Origin of the sequence: Acidihalobacter aeolianus (assembly GCF_001753165.1) — a bacterium.
In the GTDB taxonomy this organism is placed as follows: Bacteria; Pseudomonadota; Gammaproteobacteria; order DSM-5130; family Acidihalobacteraceae; genus Acidihalobacter; species Acidihalobacter aeolianus.
The window spans coordinates 398,036-415,620 of the sequence record NZ_CP017448.1; the positions used below are offsets into that span (position 1 = coordinate 398,036).

Consider the following 17,585-nt stretch of genomic DNA (forward strand, 5'->3'; position numbering starts at 1 on the left):
AATGGACCGTGCCGCCGCCTCAATGGCCGGCGGCGATGGCCTCCACGAAGTGGGGGTACAGCGTCTTGGCGAGGTCGGGCATCTTGTGCATCGTGCCGTTGGCGATGAGGATGCCGCCGATCACCTTGCCGCTGGTATAGAACGAGTCGATGGCCTTGGACGGCTTGAAGTTCATCACCGCCTGCGCCGGGGTCGGGTTGTGGATGCCGTCGAGCTGGCTGGCGACCTCGTCGGGCTTGATGCCCATGGATTCGGCGATATACACCGCGGCCTTCTTCGGGTGGGCCTTCATGTAGGCCAATCCGTCGTAATACGCCTCGACCATGCCCTTGACCTCGGCCTTGTGCTTGACGATGTAGCTGTGCTTGAACACCAGCACGTCGGTGATCAGCCCCGGCGCCTTGCGACTGGAGAAGAGCACGTGGAAGCGCTTGCCGCCGTCGGCCTTGACCACCGAGGAGACGCTGGGTTCGTAGGTCACGCCGACCTTGACGTTGCCGCCGATCAGGGCCGCCGGTACCGCGCCGGGGTCCATGTTCACCGAGTGCACGTCCTTGAGGCTCATGCCGTTCTTCTGCAGCGCGTAGGCGAGCAGGAAGGCGGACGGCGAAAGGGCGTTGTAGGCGACGTTCATGCCGCGGATCTGCTTGACGCTGGTGATGTCGTCGGTGGAGACCATGGCGTCGGCGCCGCTGGAGTAGTCGATGGGCAGCGCGACCTGCAGATCCCAGCCCTTGGCGGCGCCCGGCAGTACCTGATCGTAGGTCAGGGTGGCGCCGTCGATGGAACCGCCCTCGACCGCCGCCGGCATGGTGGCGTTGTCGGAGAAGTTGGTGAACTTGACCTTGACGCCATGTTTCTCGAAGGCGTGGATGTGTTCGGCCACGTAGAGCGGCGCATAGCCGATCCAGACCACCGTGCCGATGCTGACAGTCGGCATGGCAGAGGCGGTGCCGCCGGCGAGCGCCGAGGCGGCAAGCAGGCAACCCAGGGCAAACTTGATCGTCGGTTTCGTACTCATCGATGCTTTCTCCGTTATGGTTGGCCCAAAAAAAGAAAAGCCCGGGGAGGAATACGTTCGTATTCGCTCTCCCGGGCTTTTATCCCGCCGTGTAGCCCCGCATCCGGGGCCGGCGACTCTCGGTCCAGGCCCCGTGGGTACGGGCGGAACCCTAGTCGCCTTTAATGTGTGTTTTCGACGGCCTGCCTGTGGCTGTGTCCGTCGCTTGAATGCTGTGTGCGGTATTCCTCAGCGCTTGTCGTGTGTACGTAACCCTGCATGATCGGTGCCAGCTGGCGGACGTTCGCGACCTGTCGGCGTATCTTGTTGAAATCCTATCGATTTGCTCGGATTTTCGGTTGCGGCGTCATGGCGCCTGCGCGCGCGCGTATGCTTCGTGCCGGGGCGCGGCCGCCGCGCATGCCTCGCTGCGGTGCGCCGAGCTCGCCTCTTAGTCGCCGCCGGTTTCGCGCCCGTAGCCCCCGCCGCCGGGGGTTTCCACGGACAGCAGGTCGCCGGCCGCCGCCTCGCGCTGGTCGCAGGCGCCGAGATTTTCCTCGCGGCCGTCGGCACGGATCAGCCGGTTGACCCCGGGCGCGCCGTCGGTGCCGCCCGCGAGCCCGAAGGGGGCCGTGCTGCGGCGGTTGGAGAGCACCGCCACGGTCATCGGTTCGAGCAGGCGCAGCCGGCGCACCAGGCCGTCGCCGCCGCGATGCCGACCCGCGCCGCCGGTGCCGGGACGCAGGGTGAAGGCCTCGACGCGGATCGGGAAGCGCCACTCCATGACCTCGGGGTCGGTCAGTCGTGAGTTGGACATGTGCGCGTGGACCGCGGCCGTACCGTCGAAGTCCGGCCCGGCGCCGGAGCCGCCGCCGAGGGTCTCGTAGTGCTGGAAGGCGTCGCTGCCGAAGCTCAGGTTGTTCATCGTGCCCTGCGCGGAGGCGCAGGCACCGACGGCGGCGAACAGGCATTCGGCCACCACCTGGCTGATCTCGACGTTGCCGGCGACGACCGCCGCGGGCGGCGCGGGCGCGAGCAGGCAGCCGGACGGGATCACGATGCGCACCGGTTCCAGGCAGCCGTCGTTGAGCGGGATGTCCTCGCCGACCAGCGTGCGCAGCCAGTAGAGCACGGCCGCGCGGGTGACGGCGGTGGGCGCGTTGAAGTTGTCCGTACGCTGCGGCGAGGTGCCGGTGAAATCGACCGTCGCCCTGCCCTGCGCGCGCTCGATGCGCACGGCCACGGCGATGCGCGCGCCATTGTCCATGACGGTCTCGAAGCGGCCCTCGGGCAGGCGCGCCAGCAGCGCCTGGACCGCCGCCTCTGCGTTGTCCTGGATGTGGCGCATGTAGGCCTGCACGGTGGCGAGGCCAAGCTCGTCGACGGTGCGCAGGAGTTCGCGCCAGCCGCGGTGGTTGGCGGCGATCTGGGCCTTCAGGTCGGCCACGTTCTGCGTCGGGTTGCGCGCCGGATAGGGACCGGCGGCGAGCAGTTCGCGCAGCGCCGGCTCGCGCAGGCGGCCGTCCTCGGCCAGCAGGAAGTCGTCGATCAACACGCCCTCCTCCTCGATGCGCCGACTGCCCGGGGGCATCGAGCCGGGCGTGATGCCGCCGATGTCGGCGTGGTGGGCGCGGCTCGCGACCAGGAAACGCAGTGCCTCGCCGGCCGTGTCGAACACGGGCGTGATGACGGTTACGTCGGGCAGGTGGGTGCCGCCGGCATAGGGGTTGTTCTGCACCCACACCTGTCCGGGGCGCAGGGTCTGGCGCGACATCAGGGTCTTGACCGTCTCGCTCATCGAGCCGAGATGCACCGGCATGTGCGGGGCGTTGGCGACCAGCCCGCCGGCGGGGTCGAACAGTGCGCAGGAATAGTCCAGGCGCTCCTTGATGTTCACCGAGTGCGCGGTCTGGCGCAGGACCTCGCCCATCTGCTCGGCGATGGCCATGAAGCGGTTGCGGAACAGCTCCAGGCGGATGGGATCGGGTGCCGTGCCGGGGGCCTCGGCCTCGGGGCGGCTTGCGCGCGCCGCGACGGACTCCAGCAGCAGGGCGCCGTCGGCGAGCACGCGCAGCCGCCAGCCCGGTTCGACCACGGTGGTGGCGATGTCCTCGGCGAGGATGGCGGGGCCGTCGATCGTCTGTCCCGCGGGCAGCTCGGCACGCGCGTAGACCGGTACCTCGCGCCAGCCGTCGAACCACGCGCGCTGGCGGCCGAGCGGCGCGGCCTCGGCGCCCTGCGGGGCGGCGAGGGGCACGGCGGCATGGCCCGGCAGGCGCAGCTCGATTTCGAGCGCGCCGACGAGCACCTCGCTGTCCTGCGCGAAGCCGAAGGTTTCCGCGTGACACGCGTGAAAGGCCGCGGCCAGGTCCGCCTCCGGCGACCAGTCGAGGACGAGGCCGGTGTCGGCGCCGCGGTAGCGCAGGTGGAACCGGCGCAGGGTGTCGTGCGTCCGGCCGCCGGCGGCGGCCAGCTCGGGCAGCGCCTCCCGGGCGAGGGCGGCGAAGTCCTCCGCCAGCGTTCCGCCGACCTCGGCCAGCGGGCGTTCCAGGCTGCGCCGGCGCAGGGCGGAGACTGCGGCGGTGCCGATGCCGTAGGCGGACAGCACGCCGCCGAGCGGCGGCAGGACCACGCGGCGCAGGCCGAGCGCGTCGGCTACCTGACAGGCGTGCTGGCCGCCGGCGCCGCCGAAGCCGATCAGACAGTGGGTCTCGATGTCTCGGCCCTGGCCGAGGGTGATCTTGCGGATCGCCTCGGCCATGTGCGCGACGCCGACGGCGAGGGCGCCGGCGGCCACGGTCTCGGCGGTCGCGTCGGGCAGCTCGGCGGCCAGCCCCCGCAATTGCGCCGCCGCGGCCTCGGGGTCGAGCGGCTGGTCGGCGCCGGCCCCGAAGACCTGCGGGAAACGCTCGGGCACCAGGCGGCCGAGGAAGAGATTGCAGTCCGTGAGCGTGAGCGGGCCGCCGCGTCGATAGCAGGCGGGCCCGGGATCGGCACCGGCGGAGGCAGGCCCCACGGTGAGTCGGCCCTGGGTGAGGCCGACGATGGAGCCGCCGCCCGCGGCCACGGTGTGCACCGCGAGCGTGGGGCGCAGCAGACGCTGACCCGCCACCTCGGTATGCGCCGAGCGCTCCAGCTCGCCGGCGTAGTGGCAGACGTCGGTGGAGGTGCCGCCCATGTCGAGGCCGATCAGGCGCTCGAAGCCGGCCGCAGCGGCCGCGCCCACGGCGCCGACCACGCCGCCGGCCGGCCCCGACAGGATGGCGTCGGAACCGCGCAGCTGATCGGCGGCGCACAGGCCGCCGTCGGACTTCATGAAGTACAGTGGCGCACCGGAAAGGCCCTCGGCCACCTGGCGCACATAGCGGCGCAGCGGCGGCGTCAGGTAGGCGTCGATCACGGTGGTCTGCCCGCGGGCGATGAAGCCGAGCTGCGGCGCGACCGCGTGCGAGGCGCTGACCTCGGCGAAGCCGCCGGCTGCAGCCAGCTCGGCCACCTGTATTTCGTGGCGAGGATGAGCAAAGGCATGGGGCAGCACGATGGCGCAGGCCTCGCAGCCGCGTGCGCGTGCCGCGGCCAGCCCTGCGCGCAGCGCCTCCGGGTCGAGCGGTGCGAGTTCGCGGCCCGTGGAGTCGAGCCGGCCGTCGATCTCCAGGATTTCGGCGTAGTAGGGGTCGGGGCGGCGGATGTGCAGCGCGAACAGCTCGGGGCGGTTCTGGTAGCCGATCCATAGGGCGTCGCCCAGGCCGCGGGCGGTGACCAGCAGCACCCGCGCGCCCTTGCGTTCGAGCAGGGCATTGGTGGCCACGGTCGTCCCCATGCGCACCTCCGCGATGCGCGCGACCGGCAGGGCCTCACCTGGTGCGACACCGAGGATGCGGCGCACCGCCTCGACCGCGGCGTCGGCGTAATGCTCGGGGTCTTCGGACAACAGCTTCATGCGCCGTAGGGCGCCGGCATCGTCGACCGCGACCACGTCGGTGAAGGTGCCGCCGCGGTCGATCCAGAAGCGCCAGCGCGTGTCTTCGGTCGCGGGGGAGTGGCTCATGGGCCTTCGATCCTGCTCGCAGCGGTGGATGACGGCAGGGCGACGGCCCGCCTCGGCAAGCGAAGGATTATACGTGGACGCTTGCGCGCAATCGCCTCACATGCCGTGCGTACACATTCCCGCAGGGCTTCGATAAGCTGTGGGTCTGCGCTTACGGAGTCCGCGATGTCCGCCGAACTGATCAGAATCGAGTCCCTCGCCGAGCCGGATGCGGCGGCCGACGCCACGCTGACACTGCCCTTCGAGCTGCGTCAGCGCAGCCGGCTGCGCGCGCATCTGGACGACGGCGGCGAGGTCGGGCTGTTCCTGCCGCGCGGCGGCGTGCTGCGCCACGGCGACCGCCTGCGCGCGGCGGACGGGCGAGTGGTGGAGGTGCGTGCCGCGCCGGAGACGGTCTCCACCGCGCGTGCGGCGAGCCGGCTCGACCTGTTGCGCGCCGCCTATCATCTGGGCAACCGCCATGTGCCGCTGCAGGTGGCGGAGGACTGGCTGCGCTATGCGCACGACCACGTGCTCGACGACATGGTGCGCGGGCTGGGGCTCGAGGTCGCGGTGGAGCAGGCACCCTTCGAGCCGGAGGCGGGTGCCTACGGCGGCGGCCACGGACATGGCCATCAGCACGGGCATCCGCATGAGCATTGAGCAACCCGCCGATCTCGCCCTGCTGCGGCTGATGCAGCTGGTGAGCCCGGCGCTGCCGGTCGGCGCCTATGCCTATTCGCAGGGATTGGAAGCCGCGGTCGAGGCCGGCTGGGTGCACGACGAGGCGACGGCCGCGGCCTGGATCGAAGGCGTGCTGGCCCATGGCCTGACGGGTGCCGACCTGCCGTTGCTCGCGCGACTGCACGCTGCCTGGGCGGCGCAGGACGAGGCGGCGGTCGTGCGCTGGACGGACGTGCTGCATGCGCTGCGCGAGACCGCCGAGCTGCGCGAGGAGGACATGCAGCTCGGTGCCGCGCTGGCCCGCGTGCTGGCCGGACTCGACGTGCGCGCGGCCGAGCCCTGGCAGCGGCAGCGCCCGGTCGCCTTCGCCACCCTGTTCGCGCTTGCGGCCGTGCACTGGGACATCGCGCCGCGACAGGCAATGCTAGGCTACGCCTGGACCTGGGCGGAGAACCAGGTCGCGGCGGCGATCAAGCTGGTGCCGCTGGGTCAGTCGGCGGGGCAGCGCATCCTGAGCGGGCTGATCGCCGCGTTGCCGGCGCGGGTGGACGAGGCGCTTGCCCTGTCCGACGATGCGCTGGGGCGTTCGGCGCCGGGCTATGCCCTCGCCAGCACGGCGCATGCGCGCCAGTATTCGCGCCTGTTCCGCTCGTGAACCGGCGCACGGGCCATTCGAGGAGAACCTGATGCAGATGGATTCGGCGGTGTTGCGGGTTGGCATCGGCGGGCCGGTGGGCTCGGGCAAGACCGCGCTGGTCGAGGCTCTGTGCAAGCACATGCGTGACCGCTACGAGCTCGCGGTGGTGACCAACGATATCTACACACGCGAGGACGCGGAGTTCCTGATCCGCCACGACGCGCTGCCGGTCGAACGCATCGTCGGGGTGGAGACGGGCGGCTGCCCGCACACCGCGATCCGCGAGGACGCGTCGATGAATCTTGCCGCGGTGCGCGAGCTGGTCGAGCGCTTCGACAGGCTGGACCTCGTGTTCGTCGAGAGCGGCGGCGACAACCTGAGCGCCACCTTCAGCCCGGAGCTGTCCGACCTCACGATCTACGTGATCGACGTGTCCGCGGGCGACAAGATTCCGCGCAAGGGCGGACCCGGGATCACCAAGTCGGATCTGCTGGTGATCAACAAGATCGACCTGGCGCCGCACGTGGGCGCCTCGCTGGAGGTGATGGACCGCGATGCGCGCAGGATGCGCGGGGAGCGTCCGTTCGTGTTCACCAACATCCGCGCGGGCGAGGGGGTGGCGGCCATCGCCGACTTCATCGTGACGCGCGGGATGCTGGCCTGATGGACTGGCTGCTCAAGACGCATCTCACCAGCGCGATGCTGTCGCTCGGCGGTTTCGTCACGCGCGGCGTGTGGATGATGCGCGGCTCGCCGCGCCTGCGGGCCCCGCTGACCCGCGTGCTGCCGCACGTGATCGACACCGTGCTGCTGGTCAGCGGTATCTGGCTGGCGCTGCGTCTGCGTCTGTCGCCGTTTCAACACCCCTGGTTCGCCGCCAAACTGGTCGCGGTGGTGGCCTACGTGATCCTCGGAGCGGTGGCCCTGCGCCGCGGCCGGACTCGTACGGTCCGCACGCTGGCCTGGTTCGCGGCGCTTGCGGTATTCATATATATAGCGAGCGTGGCACTGAGCCATCGGCCCATGCCTTTTCTGCCCGCCTAGGAGTAAGGAGTGGACGTGCAGCAAATCGATCTTGCCGAACGCGGCGAACGGACGGAACACAGCTATCTGCTCGGATATCTGCGCGAACTGACGCGCGGACAGGAGATTGCCGTATTGGCCCACGACGATCCGCGCATCCTGATGGACGCGCTGACCTTGGAATTGCGCAACGGCATCTACTGGGACGTCGTCGAGGCCGGTCCGCCGGCGTGGCGCGTGCGCGTGCGCCGGCGCGAGGACGTGGCGGCCAGCGACCTCGTCGACCTGCTGACCCGCGACCACCTGCGCGTCGATCACCTGTTCGCGTCCGCGCTGCACCGCTGCAATGCCGGCGACATGGCTGCCGCGTTGCCGTGCTTCCGGGTCTATGCGAGCTGTCTGCGGCGCCACGTCGAGGCGGAAAACGAGATCGTGGTGCCGGTGCTCTCGCTGCCGCGCTCGCCGCGCGGCGACGACCCCACCTCGATCATGCTGCGCGAGCACGACGAGATCATCGAGCACACGGTGATGATCGAGGAGATGGTCGACGAGGGGATGGACGACGCCGGCATGCTCGCGCCGTTCTTCGCGATCATCTCCGGGCAGCTTGCCAAGCACGAGTGGCGCGAGGAGAACAATCTGTTCCCGCACTGGGTTCGGTTGCTGCGTCACGATCCGGCGATTGCGGCAGAACTGTTCCCGCGCGTGCAGGCGCTGGTGCGGGCGGGCGACGAGGCCGCGGCCTCCGTCGGCATCGAATAGCCGCCGGCGGCCAGCTGCGACCTTATTCTGGCTGGTTGCGCATGTGGTCGGCGGTGCGCATCAGCGCCTCGCGCAACTGCGTCTTCACGGTCTCGTCCAGTCCCTGTTCGTCCAGCGCGCGGTCCATGCACAGCATCCACTGATCGCGTTCGCTGCTGCCGATGGGGAAATGCAGGTGGCGCCTGCGCAGCATCGGCGGGCCATAGGCCTCTACGTAAAGCTGCGGGCCGCCCAGCCAGCCCGACAGAAACATGAACAGCTTTTCCTCCGAACCGGCGAGCGACGGGGGGTGCATGTCACGGATCCCTTTCGCCTCATCCAGCGTGTCCATCAGGGTGTAGAAGCGATGCACCAGCCGGCGCAGGCCGGCCTCGCCGCCGAGGCGGTCGTAGGGGGAAATCACGGGGAGGGTGGATTGCGACATGTCGGCATTCGGGCTGGGTGGACGGAGATTCAAGGATTTGCATGCGCCGCACAAGGTTTCCGGATACAATTGCGGGCCCTTAGGACAACCGTATCACATATGACCCGCTCAATTCGTAACATCGCGATCATCGCACACGTCGACCACGGCAAGACCACGCTGGTCGATAAACTGCTGCAACAATCCGGCACCTTCGACGCGCGCGCCGAGGTTGTGGAGCGGGTCATGGATTCCAATGCCCTGGAAAAGGAGCGAGGCATCACCATCCTCGCCAAGAATACCGCCATCGAGTGGCAGGGCTATCATATCAATATCGTCGACACCCCCGGCCACGCCGATTTCGGCGGCGAGGTCGAGCGCGTGATGTCGATGGTGGATTCGGTACTGCTGCTGGTGGACGCGGTGGACGGCCCGATGCCGCAGACGCGTTTCGTCACGCAGAAGGCATTGGCCCAAGGCCTGCGCCCGATCGTGGTGGTCAACAAGGTCGACCGTCCCGGCGCGCGACCCGATTGGGTGGTGGATCAGACCTTCGACCTGTTCGATCGTCTCGGTGCGACCGACGAGCAGTTGGACTTCCCAGTGCTCTACGCCTCGGCGCTGAACGGTTATGCCGGCACCCACTCGGATGTGCGCGAAGGCAACATGGACCCGCTGTTCCAGGCGATCGTCGAACACGTGCAGCCGCCCGAGGTCGACCCCGAAGGGCCGCTACAGCTGCAGGTCAGCTCGCTCGACTACAATAGCTATGTCGGTGTCATCGGCATCGGTCGCATCACTCGCGGCCGCATCAAGACCAATACGCCGGTCGCCGTGATCGACCGCGACGGCAACCGCCGTAACGGCCGCGTGCTGCAGGTGCTGGGTTTCCATGGTCTGGAGCGTGTGGAGGTGCCCGAGGCCGAAGCTGGCGACATCATCGCCTTCACCGGCCTCGATCCGCTGAACATTTCAGACACCCTGTGCTCGCCCCAGCAGCCGGAGGCGTTGCCTCCGCTGACCGTGGACGAGCCGACTGTCAGCATGACCTTCCAGGTCAATACCTCGCCCTTCGCCGGACGCGACGGCAAGTACGTGACCAGCCGCCAGATTCGCGAGCGTCTTGAGCGCGAGCTGGTGCACAACGTTGCCCTGCGCGTCGAGGAGACCGATGATCCGGACAAGTTCAAGGTGTCCGGTCGCGGCGAGCTGCACCTGTCGGTGCTGATCGAAAACATGCGCCGCGAGAGCTACGAGCTGGGCGTGTCCCGCCCCGAGGTTATCGTGCGCGAGGTGGATGGAGTGCGCGAGGAACCTTACGAGCAGCTGACCGTGGACGTCGAGGAAGACCACCAGGGCACCGTGATGCAGAAGCTCGGCGAGCGCGGCGGCGACCTCAAGGACATGATCCCAGACGGCAAGGGGCGCGTGCGTCTGGACTACATCATTCCGGCGCGCGGGCTGATCGGTTTCCGTACCGAGTTTCTGACCGCAACCCAAGGTACGGGTCTGCTATATAACGTGTTCGACCACTATGGTCCGGTCAAGCGCGGAGATTTCGGGCAGCGCATCAACGGCGTGCTGATCGCCAACGGTGCGGGCAAGGCGCTGGGGTATGCGCTCTTCAATCTGCAGGAGCGTGGACGTTTGTTCATCGGTCCCGGCGAAGAGGTGTATGAAGGAATGATTGTGGGCATTCATTCCCGGGACAACGATCTCGTGGTGAACCCGCTCAAGGCCAAACAGTTGACAAACATCCGTGCGGCCGGCTCTGATGAGAACATATTGCTGACTCCGCCGATCCGGCTGTCGCTGGAACAGGCACTGGAGTTTATCGACGACGATGAGCTGGTCGAGGTGACGCCGCATCATATCCGTCTGCGCAAGAAGTTCCTGCTGGAACACGAGCGCAAGCGGTCGGCAAGGGCGACGGCCTGATCCAAGACGGTCAGGCCTCCCCGAATTCGAGCGTGGTTTGCGGGAGGTGATCGCATGTCGCAAGCAGTACCGCTGAAACGCCCGTCGGGTGGCGCACCCGACGACGTTGCCTTGCAACGGCCGCGTGTCCTGATCGTCGACGATTCTCCGACCATGTGTCTGGCCATGAGCCGCCTGCTGGCCACCGATTTCGAGGTGGTGGAGGCCAACGACGGCGACGCCGCCTGGGACATCATCAGCACCGACGCCAGCATTCAGGTGGTATTTACCGATTTGATGATGCCGGCAATGAACGGCTTCCAGCTACTGCGTCTGATTCGCGAGTCGGTGCATCCACGCATCAATCAGCTTCCTGTGATCATCATCACAGGGCACAGCGACGACGAACGCATGCAGCGGCGTGCCATGCACCTTGGCGCGACCGACTTTATCACCAAGCCTTTCGACGCCGTGCAGTTGCGTGCCAGAGCGCGTTCGTATGCGCATCTCGATCAGACCACACGCAAACTTCAGCGTGCGACCAAGGCGCTTGAGCTGGAATCCACCATCGATCCGCTCACAGGTCTGGCGAATCGTCAGTATCTGATGAAACACGGGCCCGAGCTGCTGTCCTTTGCAATTCGGCACGCAACGGCCATCTCGCTGTTACGCATCAATATCGATCGCTTCGATGTGCTGCAACGGAAAAAGGGCGAGGCGGTCGCCGAGAAGGTGCTGGTCAATATTTCCCGCATCATCTCCTCGTGCGTGCGTGACGAAGACATGGTTGCGCGTATCGGGCAAGCCGATTTTGCCGTGCTCATGTTGGGAACGAGCTCCGCAACGGCGCGCGGCGCGGCGGAAAAAATCCATCAGATCATGCGCAAGACGGGTTATCGCAGCGGCCAAACGAGATTTCGCATGACCGTCAGCGAAGGCCTGGTAACCCCCGCGCTGACCGAATCCCTGCAGTTCGAGGAAGTGCTCAAGGTTGCCGAGTCACGCCTGCAAAAGGGTATTCGCGAGGGGGGGGATCAGCTGATCTTCGCGCATGATGACGTTGGTCAGCCACTGCTGTTGCCGCCGGAGGAGGAGGCGCTGACCCTCGACGAGGCCTTGGTGCTTGTGCGAGCGGGGGAGACTGCTAAGGTGAATTCTCAGCTGCGCCGCTTGATGGTGCGTATTTATCCGCTATTGGTGTTCGGTAACCGTCAGCTCGATTTGGGCATGGACGAGGGTTTGTCCCGCATGCGCAGTAAACTCAAATCGATGTAATAACAATTGATTATCGGTATTGCATTCATCCGCTCCAACACTAGCGGCCAAGCTAAGTATTAGACATACATAATATTCGCATATCGTAGAATAATGTGGTCTGATGGTAGTTATCATAAAGTTTGATTTTGAACATCAGGGTTATTGGGATATAAAACTGCCATTGGAGTGCCAATACCTATTACACGTCCCCGGGAGTAGAAAAGTTCCGGTGGTTGGATAAAAGAAATCAGGAGTGACGCAAGGAAGCGATTGACGGGCAATGACGTCGAGACGCCTCTTACGCAATCGAACGATGGTTTCACGCGCTGATCAATACATGTGGATGAAGTTGGGTGGTACGATGTTCGTCGTGCTGCTTTTCTGCGTGTTGATCAAGCCTGCGCTCGAATCCGTCGCTGCTGTGGCACAGAATGGCCCGTCCCCAGTTTCCTACGCCCATGCCAACGCCCTGCGCCGAAATCGAGGCGCCTCTCAGGGCGAGCATACGCGTGCGAGTTTGGTTGATCGTGCGGTGATGGAAGATTGCCGCGCCATTTCCTCTTTTGTTACCTCGCAGCCGCGTTTCGATCTTGTGGCCTGCGTCTTCGCCTGTTTTGCGGCGCTTATCGCTCTGTGCGCTGCCATCAGCGCGAGTCTCGGCCGGCGGCGGTTCGATCCGATAACGGATATAACCAGTGCCCGGCAAGCCTTGGCTTATCTGTCTACGCAACGTCTGCGTATCTAGTTGACCTTATCCATCGACGCGTCGCGGATACCCGTCTAGCGGTATCCGGTGCGGCGCGTTTCCGTGCCGCGGTTTCGGCCGTGTCTTTGACTGACTCGAAAATGTTGTAACTAGAACGGCTCGGCCTAATGTAGGTAGGCGTTTTATAGGTGCTTTAGGGTCGGGCCGCGCATGGGGTGTCGTATCTAGGAATCGGTGAGCTTCACCGGTGTTTGTGCGCATGGTCGAGAGACCTTGTTCAATTTGGGAGGAGAGTATGAATCGAAAGAAACTTTCAGTCGGCAAGCTGGCTGCGGCCATCGTGGCCGGTGGTGCCGCGATGGTGGCTGCGCAGGAAGCGCATGCCGTCCCGGCGTTCGCCAGGCAGTTGGGCGTGTCCTGCGCGGCCTGTCACACCGTCGAGCCGCAGCTGACCTCGTTCGGTCGCCAGTTCAAGTCGCTGGCCTACACCTTCAATTCGGGCAGCAACAACACGATCAGCTATGAGCAGAATGGTGAGAAGCGCTTGGCTATCGACAAGATTCCGCCGATCGCGCTGATGATGATTGCGGATGAGAGCTGGTCGGGGAAGGCCAACAACGCAAGTGGTACGCCGAATCCCTCCGCGGATTTCCCGGGCCAGTACAGCTTGTTCTACGCGGGCCGCGCGGGCACCGATCTGGGCGTGTTTTCGCAGTTGACGTGGGATCCGACGACCAACTCGGTGGGTATCGACAACACGGACGTGCGCTATGCCAAGGAGACGCCGGTTGGTAATGGCAACCTGGTCTGGGGCCTGGATGTGAACAATGCCCCAGGTGTGGGTGACCTCTGGCAGGATACGCCGATTTGGGGTTTCCCATTCTATTCGCCGGTACAGGGTAATGCAGGCAATGGTGGGCCCATCGGTACAGTGTTGGGTAATGTTACGTTGCAGGCGAATTCTGTAGGAGCAGGCGGTTACGTTTGGTACAACAATACCTACTATGCACAGGTCATGCTCTACCGCGGCATGGTTCCTGGCAGCACTGTAAATACGCTTAACGGAACCATTTCCAACGTGGCTCCTTACTGGCGGTTGGCCTATTCCCACGAAGGTGGGGTCAATTCCTGGGAAATCGGCACTTTTGGTATCTATGGAAAATCTTATGCTGTTGGGATGACCTCAGGCCCGCAGGCGAAATACCTCGATACCGCACTGGATGGACAGTATGAGCACGTTGCCACGAATTACAGCTATACGATTCGTGCGTCATATATCCATGAGTCCTTGAAGGTTCCGAACGCGATGGTTCCGAACAGTACTACCGCGAGCGGCAATACGACTGGCAGCGTAAACCAATACCAGATCAACGGGCAGTATTACTGGCATCGTAAATATGGGGTTGTAGGCCAGTACTTCGGCGTTAGCGGGTCTACTAATGCCAATTTGTGGGGTGATTCGGGTGCTAATACACCAGTTGCCGCGCCTGCGTTGCTGTCAAATGGTGGTGGCACATCTAGTATCAATGGCAGCCCGGACACCAGCGGTGAAATCCTGCAGGTGAATTATCTGCCGTGGATCAACACCAAGTTTGGTGTGCAGTACGTTGCATTTAATAAGTTCGATGGCAGCAGCACCAATGCTTCGTATAACAACACCTTGTCCGTGTTCATGTGGCTCATGATGTGATCTAGCCACTTGTCCCGCTGCGGAATGTCGCAGCGGGACAAAATTTTAGTGCGGAAACGAATCTGAATTTGCGGCAAATTCTTTTTTTTTAGATCAACAGCGCTTAATTTTTGGAGAGATCGATAATGGCTCAGTCAAGCACACCCGGGGTCGCACCAAAGGGAGGTGGTCAGGTACTGATCGCGCTGATCATCTTTGTCATCCTGTTTGTCATAGGATGGTGGTGGACTCAGACGACTCAACCGACCGCTGGCGGCACAATGACCTCAGACGGCTATCATCATTACACCATTGATGAGCATGATTTCTATTATGAACCCGGTCACCTGACCTGGCACGTGGGAGAAAAGGTCGAGCTGACGCTGTTTAATGCCAATCATGCGCAGCCTGGTCAGAACCACCAATGGAATATGGGACGTAACCTCGCTACCAGCTCCACTGGTTTTGCGCAGCACCGTCAACCCGATGGCTGGGATCAGAACTTCTTCGCGGGTGTCACCATCGACACCAAGTCCGGTTCTGAAAAAGTGCAGAAGGATTTTTCTGTGAGTCTGACGCCGGGTCAGCATTTTACTTTTAAATTCACCGTGCCCAACAAGCCCGGTAAGTGGACCTACGCGTGCTTTCTGCAGAACGGCCAGCATTACCTCAGCGGTATGCATGGGACTGTCGATGTCGTGCCTGCGAATGCGGGTTGAACCCCATCAAAATGACGACAAACGCGGAATAGGAGCGGGCATTTCAGCCTTGACTGAGGTATTCAGCGCATGAAAAGAAATCTTTGGAGAGACTTTGTAAACGTGGTGATCATTTGGGCGATTCTGGTACCTATCGCCCAAACGTTCGTCTTCTGGTCGATAGACCATTTGTGGCCAGCCGTGGCAAGTTTGCAGGGCGAGATCACTAAGGACGCGCTCACATTCATTTACCATGTGACCGTGATGGTGTTCGTTCTGGTGACGGTGCCCTTCGTTTATGCGGCCATCGTTCACAGGGTGCCGCTTGACGACAAGCAAAGCGCGCAGATCCATACTCATGCCTTTGGTCCGTACACACTGGCCTGGCTGGGCTTGTCGATCATGATCAACACGGTCGTGTTCGTGTATCCGGGTATGGTCGGTCTGGAGCAGCTCTGGAACATCGCTGCGGATGCAAAGGACCCGCTGGTTGTCGATGTGACGGGTCAGCAGTGGCAGTGGTCATTCAGCTATCCCAAGCAGGGCATCATGAATTCCCCGGTGCTGGAAGTCCCGGTGGACCAGCCGATCAAGTTCATTGTTAAGTCCGATGACGTCATGCACTCGTTCTGGGTGCCGATCTGGGGCATCAAGAAAGCGCTAGTGCCCGGTGAGACCCGCTCGATCGTGATCACGCCAACCGCGTTGGTTGATACCAGCCAGAATCCATTGGCTCGAGTCCAGTGCAGTTGGGACTGTGGTCTCGGACATGCGCAGATGCGCGCCGTGGTGAAGGTAGTGACCGACAAGGACTTCAAGGCCTGGGTTGCTAGCCAGAGCTTCTAAGTGCATCTGAACAGCGATATTCGAACAATTCAGTCATGACAAGAGGTATGTGAAATGTCATCGGTAATTTCATCGAGTCAAGACAGGGCAGCAGGTAGCCCGCGGGGGATTACCTTCGCGGACTGGTGGCCTCTGGCACGTGGCGTGCTATGGGCAGCTATTGGTTACATCATCGGCACGCTGCTCGTCGGCATCATCGAACACTCACTGTATGGCGGCAGCCATGGGTCGCTGGCCTCCCCGCGTGAATTGACGGTCGGCTATATTTTTGGGCTGGTTGGCTGGTTCATGGGGATTGGCGTATGGGAAGGCTGGGTCAAGCCGTCATTCGGCGGTGAAGAAACCTGGCTTAACAAGGGCGTCGGCCGTTATTTCCGCTTCGGTACGGAAGCCAAGGCCACCGCCACGCGCTATACGATCTTCGCCATCGCCACGTTTTTCATCGCCGGTATGCTGGCAATGGCGATTCGCGTGGATCTGTTGTCGCCGCACGGGATGTTTTTTGCTACGAAGGAGCAGTACAACGAAGCCTTCAGTATCCACGGCACCTTGATGTTGCTTGCCGTTGCGGCGCTGGCGATCTTGGGCGGCATCGGCAATTACATACTGCCGCCGATGATCGGTGCACGTCAGGTGGTGTTCCCGAAATTGATGGGTTTAAGCTCGTGGTTCGTGCCGCCGGGCGTGGTAGCCGTTGCACTCAGTCCGCTCGTGGGTGGTTATGAAAGTGGCTGGATGGGTTTCCCCCCGCTGTCCACGATGGGCGGCACCGGTATCATCTTCTACTTCATGGGCGCCGCAACACTGCTGCTGTCATCCTGGGCGGGTGCGATTAACTTCGTGGCCACGCTGGTGTTCCTGCGTACCAAGGGGATGACGCTGTCACGTGTGCCCATGTTTGTCTACGGTGTTGCATCGGCCTCCGTGCTGCTGATCATTTTCGTTCCTTACACAGCGACAGCGTTCCTGTTCAACCTGTTTGACATGGTTGTCGGAACCCAGTTTTACGCGCTGAAGGGCGGATTGACCCTGGCCTACCAGGATATGTTCTGGTGGTTGTTCCACCCTGAGGTGTACGTGTTCGTGCTGCCTGCCTGGGCGCTGTGGCTGGAGATCATCACGGTCTTCTCGCGCCGCAGTCTGTTTGGCCGTGGTTGGGCCGTGGCTGGTTTCGTCGGCATCATGGCGATCTCCGGCGCGGTCGGTGTTCACCACTTCTTCACCCAGGTTGGTGACGCGCGTCTGCCGATCATCATGGGTATCACCGAGATGGTTTCGGTCCCGACGGGTTTCTTCTACCTGGCTGCAATCGGCACCCTGTGGGGTGGTCGCGTCCGTATCACATCCCCGCTGTTGCTGATTCTGATGTCGATGGTGAATTTCCTGATCGGTGGTCTGACGGGTGTGTTCAACTCCGACGTGCCTGCCAACCTGCAGATCCACAACACGTTCTTCGTCGTGGGTCACTTCCACTACACGATCCTTGGCGGCATGTTGTTTACCTGGATCGGCGCGCTGTACTACTACTTCCCGAAGGTAACGGGTCGCATGGTCAACGAGTTCTGGGCCAAGTTACATGCCTGGTGGTTCTTCATCTTCTTCAACTTCACCTTCATGGGTTTCTTTGTGGTGGGTCTGGACGGCATGAATCGTCGCATCGCGACTTACCTGCCGTACCTGCAGCCCATGAATGACTGGATCTCCATCAACGCCTTCCTGCTGGGAGCCGGCTTCCTGATCCCGCTGGTAAACCTGGTGTACAGCTACTACCGCGGGCCACTGGCCGGCCAGAACCCCTGGGGTGCGAAAACGCTGGACTGGCAGATGCCTTCTCCGCCGCCTTACGAGAACTTCCCGTTTGGCAAGGAGCCGGTTGTGGTGAGCGACTTCTACAACTACGAAGAAAACGCTCCGGAACCTGTCATTTGGGTGGATGCCAAGCAGAGCACTTAGTGC

15 protein-coding genes and 1 riboswitch are annotated in these 17,585 nt (G+C 63.4%); of the genes, 12 read left to right on the forward strand and 3 right to left on the reverse strand.

Annotated elements, in window-relative coordinates:
• Window positions 1-19 precede the first annotated feature (19 nt).
• Both BJI67_RS01880 and BJI67_RS01885 read right to left on the reverse strand, forming a co-directional pair.
• Window positions 20-1,021, reverse strand: a complete 1,002-nt coding sequence (locus BJI67_RS01880) for an ABC transporter substrate-binding protein (RefSeq protein ID WP_070071585.1) — start codon at window positions 1,019-1,021, stop codon at window positions 20-22.
• A 66-nt stretch (window positions 1,022-1,087) separates the two neighbouring features.
• A riboswitch (guanidine-I (ykkC/yxkD leader) is annotated at window positions 1,088-1,187 on the reverse strand.
• 264 nt (window positions 1,188-1,451) lie between these two features.
• The gene (locus BJI67_RS01885) at window positions 1,452-5,048 is read right to left on the reverse strand and encodes a hydantoinase B/oxoprolinase family protein (protein ID WP_070071586.1); all 3,597 of its coding nucleotides are present in this window, start codon (window positions 5,046-5,048) and stop codon (window positions 1,452-1,454) included.
• Between the two features lie 165 nt (window positions 5,049-5,213).
• On the opposite strand from BJI67_RS01885, the gene ureE reads away from it, so the two are divergent.
• Genes ureE through BJI67_RS01910 form a run of 5 tightly spaced genes read left to right on the forward strand, consistent with a single transcriptional unit; the run spans window position 5,214 to window position 8,133 of the window.
• Window positions 5,214-5,690 (forward strand): urease accessory protein UreE, encoded by a 477-nt coding sequence (gene ureE, locus BJI67_RS01890; protein WP_070071587.1) that lies wholly within the window; start codon window positions 5,214-5,216, stop codon window positions 5,688-5,690.
• Window positions 5,656-6,366: an urease accessory protein UreF gene (locus tag BJI67_RS01895; RefSeq protein ID WP_070071588.1), complete on the forward strand. Its 711-nt coding sequence runs from the start codon at window positions 5,656-5,658 to the stop codon at window positions 6,364-6,366. Before ureE ends, BJI67_RS01895 begins: the two co-directional genes overlap by 35 nt.
• A gap of 31 nt (window positions 6,367-6,397) precedes the next feature.
• Window positions 6,398-7,012, forward strand: coding sequence for an urease accessory protein UreG (gene ureG, locus BJI67_RS01900; protein ID WP_070073881.1), 615 nt, complete (start codon window positions 6,398-6,400; stop codon window positions 7,010-7,012).
• A complete protein-coding gene (locus BJI67_RS01905) occupies window positions 7,012-7,392 on the forward strand; it encodes a SirB2 family protein (protein ID WP_070071589.1) in 381 nt (126 codons plus the stop codon). The genes ureG and BJI67_RS01905 overlap by 1 nt, the downstream gene beginning before the upstream one ends.
• A gap of 9 nt (window positions 7,393-7,401) precedes the next feature.
• Window positions 7,402-8,133: a hemerythrin domain-containing protein gene (locus tag BJI67_RS01910; RefSeq protein WP_231940884.1), complete on the forward strand. Its 732-nt coding sequence runs from the start codon at window positions 7,402-7,404 to the stop codon at window positions 8,131-8,133.
• 22 nt (window positions 8,134-8,155) lie between these two features.
• Here the strand turns inward: BJI67_RS01910 and BJI67_RS01915 are convergent, their stop codons facing one another.
• Window positions 8,156-8,557, reverse strand: coding sequence for a group II truncated hemoglobin (locus BJI67_RS01915; protein WP_070071590.1), 402 nt, complete (start codon window positions 8,555-8,557; stop codon window positions 8,156-8,158).
• Window positions 8,558-8,656: 99 nt separating this feature from the next.
• On the opposite strand from BJI67_RS01915, the gene typA reads away from it, so the two are divergent.
• The 7 genes from typA to BJI67_RS01950 all read left to right on the forward strand — a co-directional run bounded on the left by typA (window position 8,657) and on the right by BJI67_RS01950 (window position 17,582).
• Window positions 8,657-10,474 carry a translational GTPase TypA gene (typA, locus tag BJI67_RS01920; protein ID WP_070071591.1) on the forward strand — a complete coding sequence of 606 codons (1,818 nt, stop codon included), beginning with the start codon at window positions 8,657-8,659 and terminating at the stop codon, window positions 10,472-10,474.
• 54 nt (window positions 10,475-10,528) lie between these two features.
• A complete protein-coding gene (locus BJI67_RS01925) occupies window positions 10,529-11,728 on the forward strand; it encodes a GGDEF domain-containing response regulator (RefSeq protein WP_070071592.1) in 1,200 nt (399 codons plus the stop codon).
• A 343-nt stretch (window positions 11,729-12,071) separates the two neighbouring features.
• The gene (locus tag BJI67_RS01930) at window positions 12,072-12,455 is read left to right on the forward strand and encodes a hypothetical protein (RefSeq protein ID WP_156781989.1); all 384 of its coding nucleotides are present in this window, start codon (window positions 12,072-12,074) and stop codon (window positions 12,453-12,455) included.
• 256 nt (window positions 12,456-12,711) lie between these two features.
• A complete protein-coding gene (locus BJI67_RS01935) occupies window positions 12,712-14,106 on the forward strand; it encodes a hypothetical protein (protein WP_070071594.1) in 1,395 nt (464 codons plus the stop codon).
• Window positions 14,107-14,231: 125 nt separating this feature from the next.
• Window positions 14,232-14,804, forward strand: coding sequence for a cupredoxin domain-containing protein (locus BJI67_RS01940; RefSeq protein WP_156781990.1), 573 nt, complete (start codon window positions 14,232-14,234; stop codon window positions 14,802-14,804).
• Between the two features lie 69 nt (window positions 14,805-14,873).
• A complete protein-coding gene (locus tag BJI67_RS01945) occupies window positions 14,874-15,629 on the forward strand; it encodes a cytochrome c oxidase subunit II (RefSeq protein ID WP_070071596.1) in 756 nt (251 codons plus the stop codon).
• 54 nt (window positions 15,630-15,683) lie between these two features.
• Window positions 15,684-17,582 (forward strand): cytochrome c oxidase subunit I, encoded by a 1,899-nt coding sequence (locus BJI67_RS01950; protein ID WP_083250549.1) that lies wholly within the window; start codon window positions 15,684-15,686, stop codon window positions 17,580-17,582.
• Window positions 17,583-17,585 lie beyond the last annotated feature (3 nt).

Bases quoted from the DNA above. Each gene is read 5' to 3' on its own strand.
- BJI67_RS01880 (WP_070071585.1), bottom strand. From the start codon at position 1,021: ATGAGTACGAAACCGACGATCAAGTTTGCCCTGGGTTGCCTGCTTGCC.
- BJI67_RS01885 (WP_070071586.1), bottom strand. From the start codon at position 5,048: ATGAGCCACTCCCCCGCGACCGAAGACACGCGCTGGCGCTTCTGGATC.
- ureE (WP_070071587.1), top strand. From the start codon at position 5,214: ATGTCCGCCGAACTGATCAGAATCGAGTCCCTCGCCGAGCCGGATGCG.
- BJI67_RS01895 (WP_070071588.1), top strand. From the start codon at position 5,656: ATGGCCATCAGCACGGGCATCCGCATGAGCATTGAGCAACCCGCCGAT.
- ureG (WP_070073881.1), top strand. From the start codon at position 6,398: ATGCAGATGGATTCGGCGGTGTTGCGGGTTGGCATCGGCGGGCCGGTG.
- BJI67_RS01905 (WP_070071589.1), top strand. From the start codon at position 7,012: ATGGACTGGCTGCTCAAGACGCATCTCACCAGCGCGATGCTGTCGCTC.
- BJI67_RS01915 (WP_070071590.1), bottom strand. From the start codon at position 8,557: ATGTCGCAATCCACCCTCCCCGTGATTTCCCCCTACGACCGCCTCGGC.
- typA (WP_070071591.1), top strand. From the start codon at position 8,657: ATGACCCGCTCAATTCGTAACATCGCGATCATCGCACACGTCGACCAC.
- BJI67_RS01925 (WP_070071592.1), top strand. From the start codon at position 10,529: ATGTCGCAAGCAGTACCGCTGAAACGCCCGTCGGGTGGCGCACCCGAC.
- BJI67_RS01930 (WP_156781989.1), top strand. From the start codon at position 12,072: ATGTTCGTCGTGCTGCTTTTCTGCGTGTTGATCAAGCCTGCGCTCGAA.
- BJI67_RS01935 (WP_070071594.1), top strand. From the start codon at position 12,712: ATGAATCGAAAGAAACTTTCAGTCGGCAAGCTGGCTGCGGCCATCGTG.
- BJI67_RS01940 (WP_156781990.1), top strand. From the start codon at position 14,232: ATGGCTCAGTCAAGCACACCCGGGGTCGCACCAAAGGGAGGTGGTCAG.
- BJI67_RS01945 (WP_070071596.1), top strand. From the start codon at position 14,874: ATGAAAAGAAATCTTTGGAGAGACTTTGTAAACGTGGTGATCATTTGG.
- BJI67_RS01950 (WP_083250549.1), top strand. From the start codon at position 15,684: ATGTCATCGGTAATTTCATCGAGTCAAGACAGGGCAGCAGGTAGCCCG.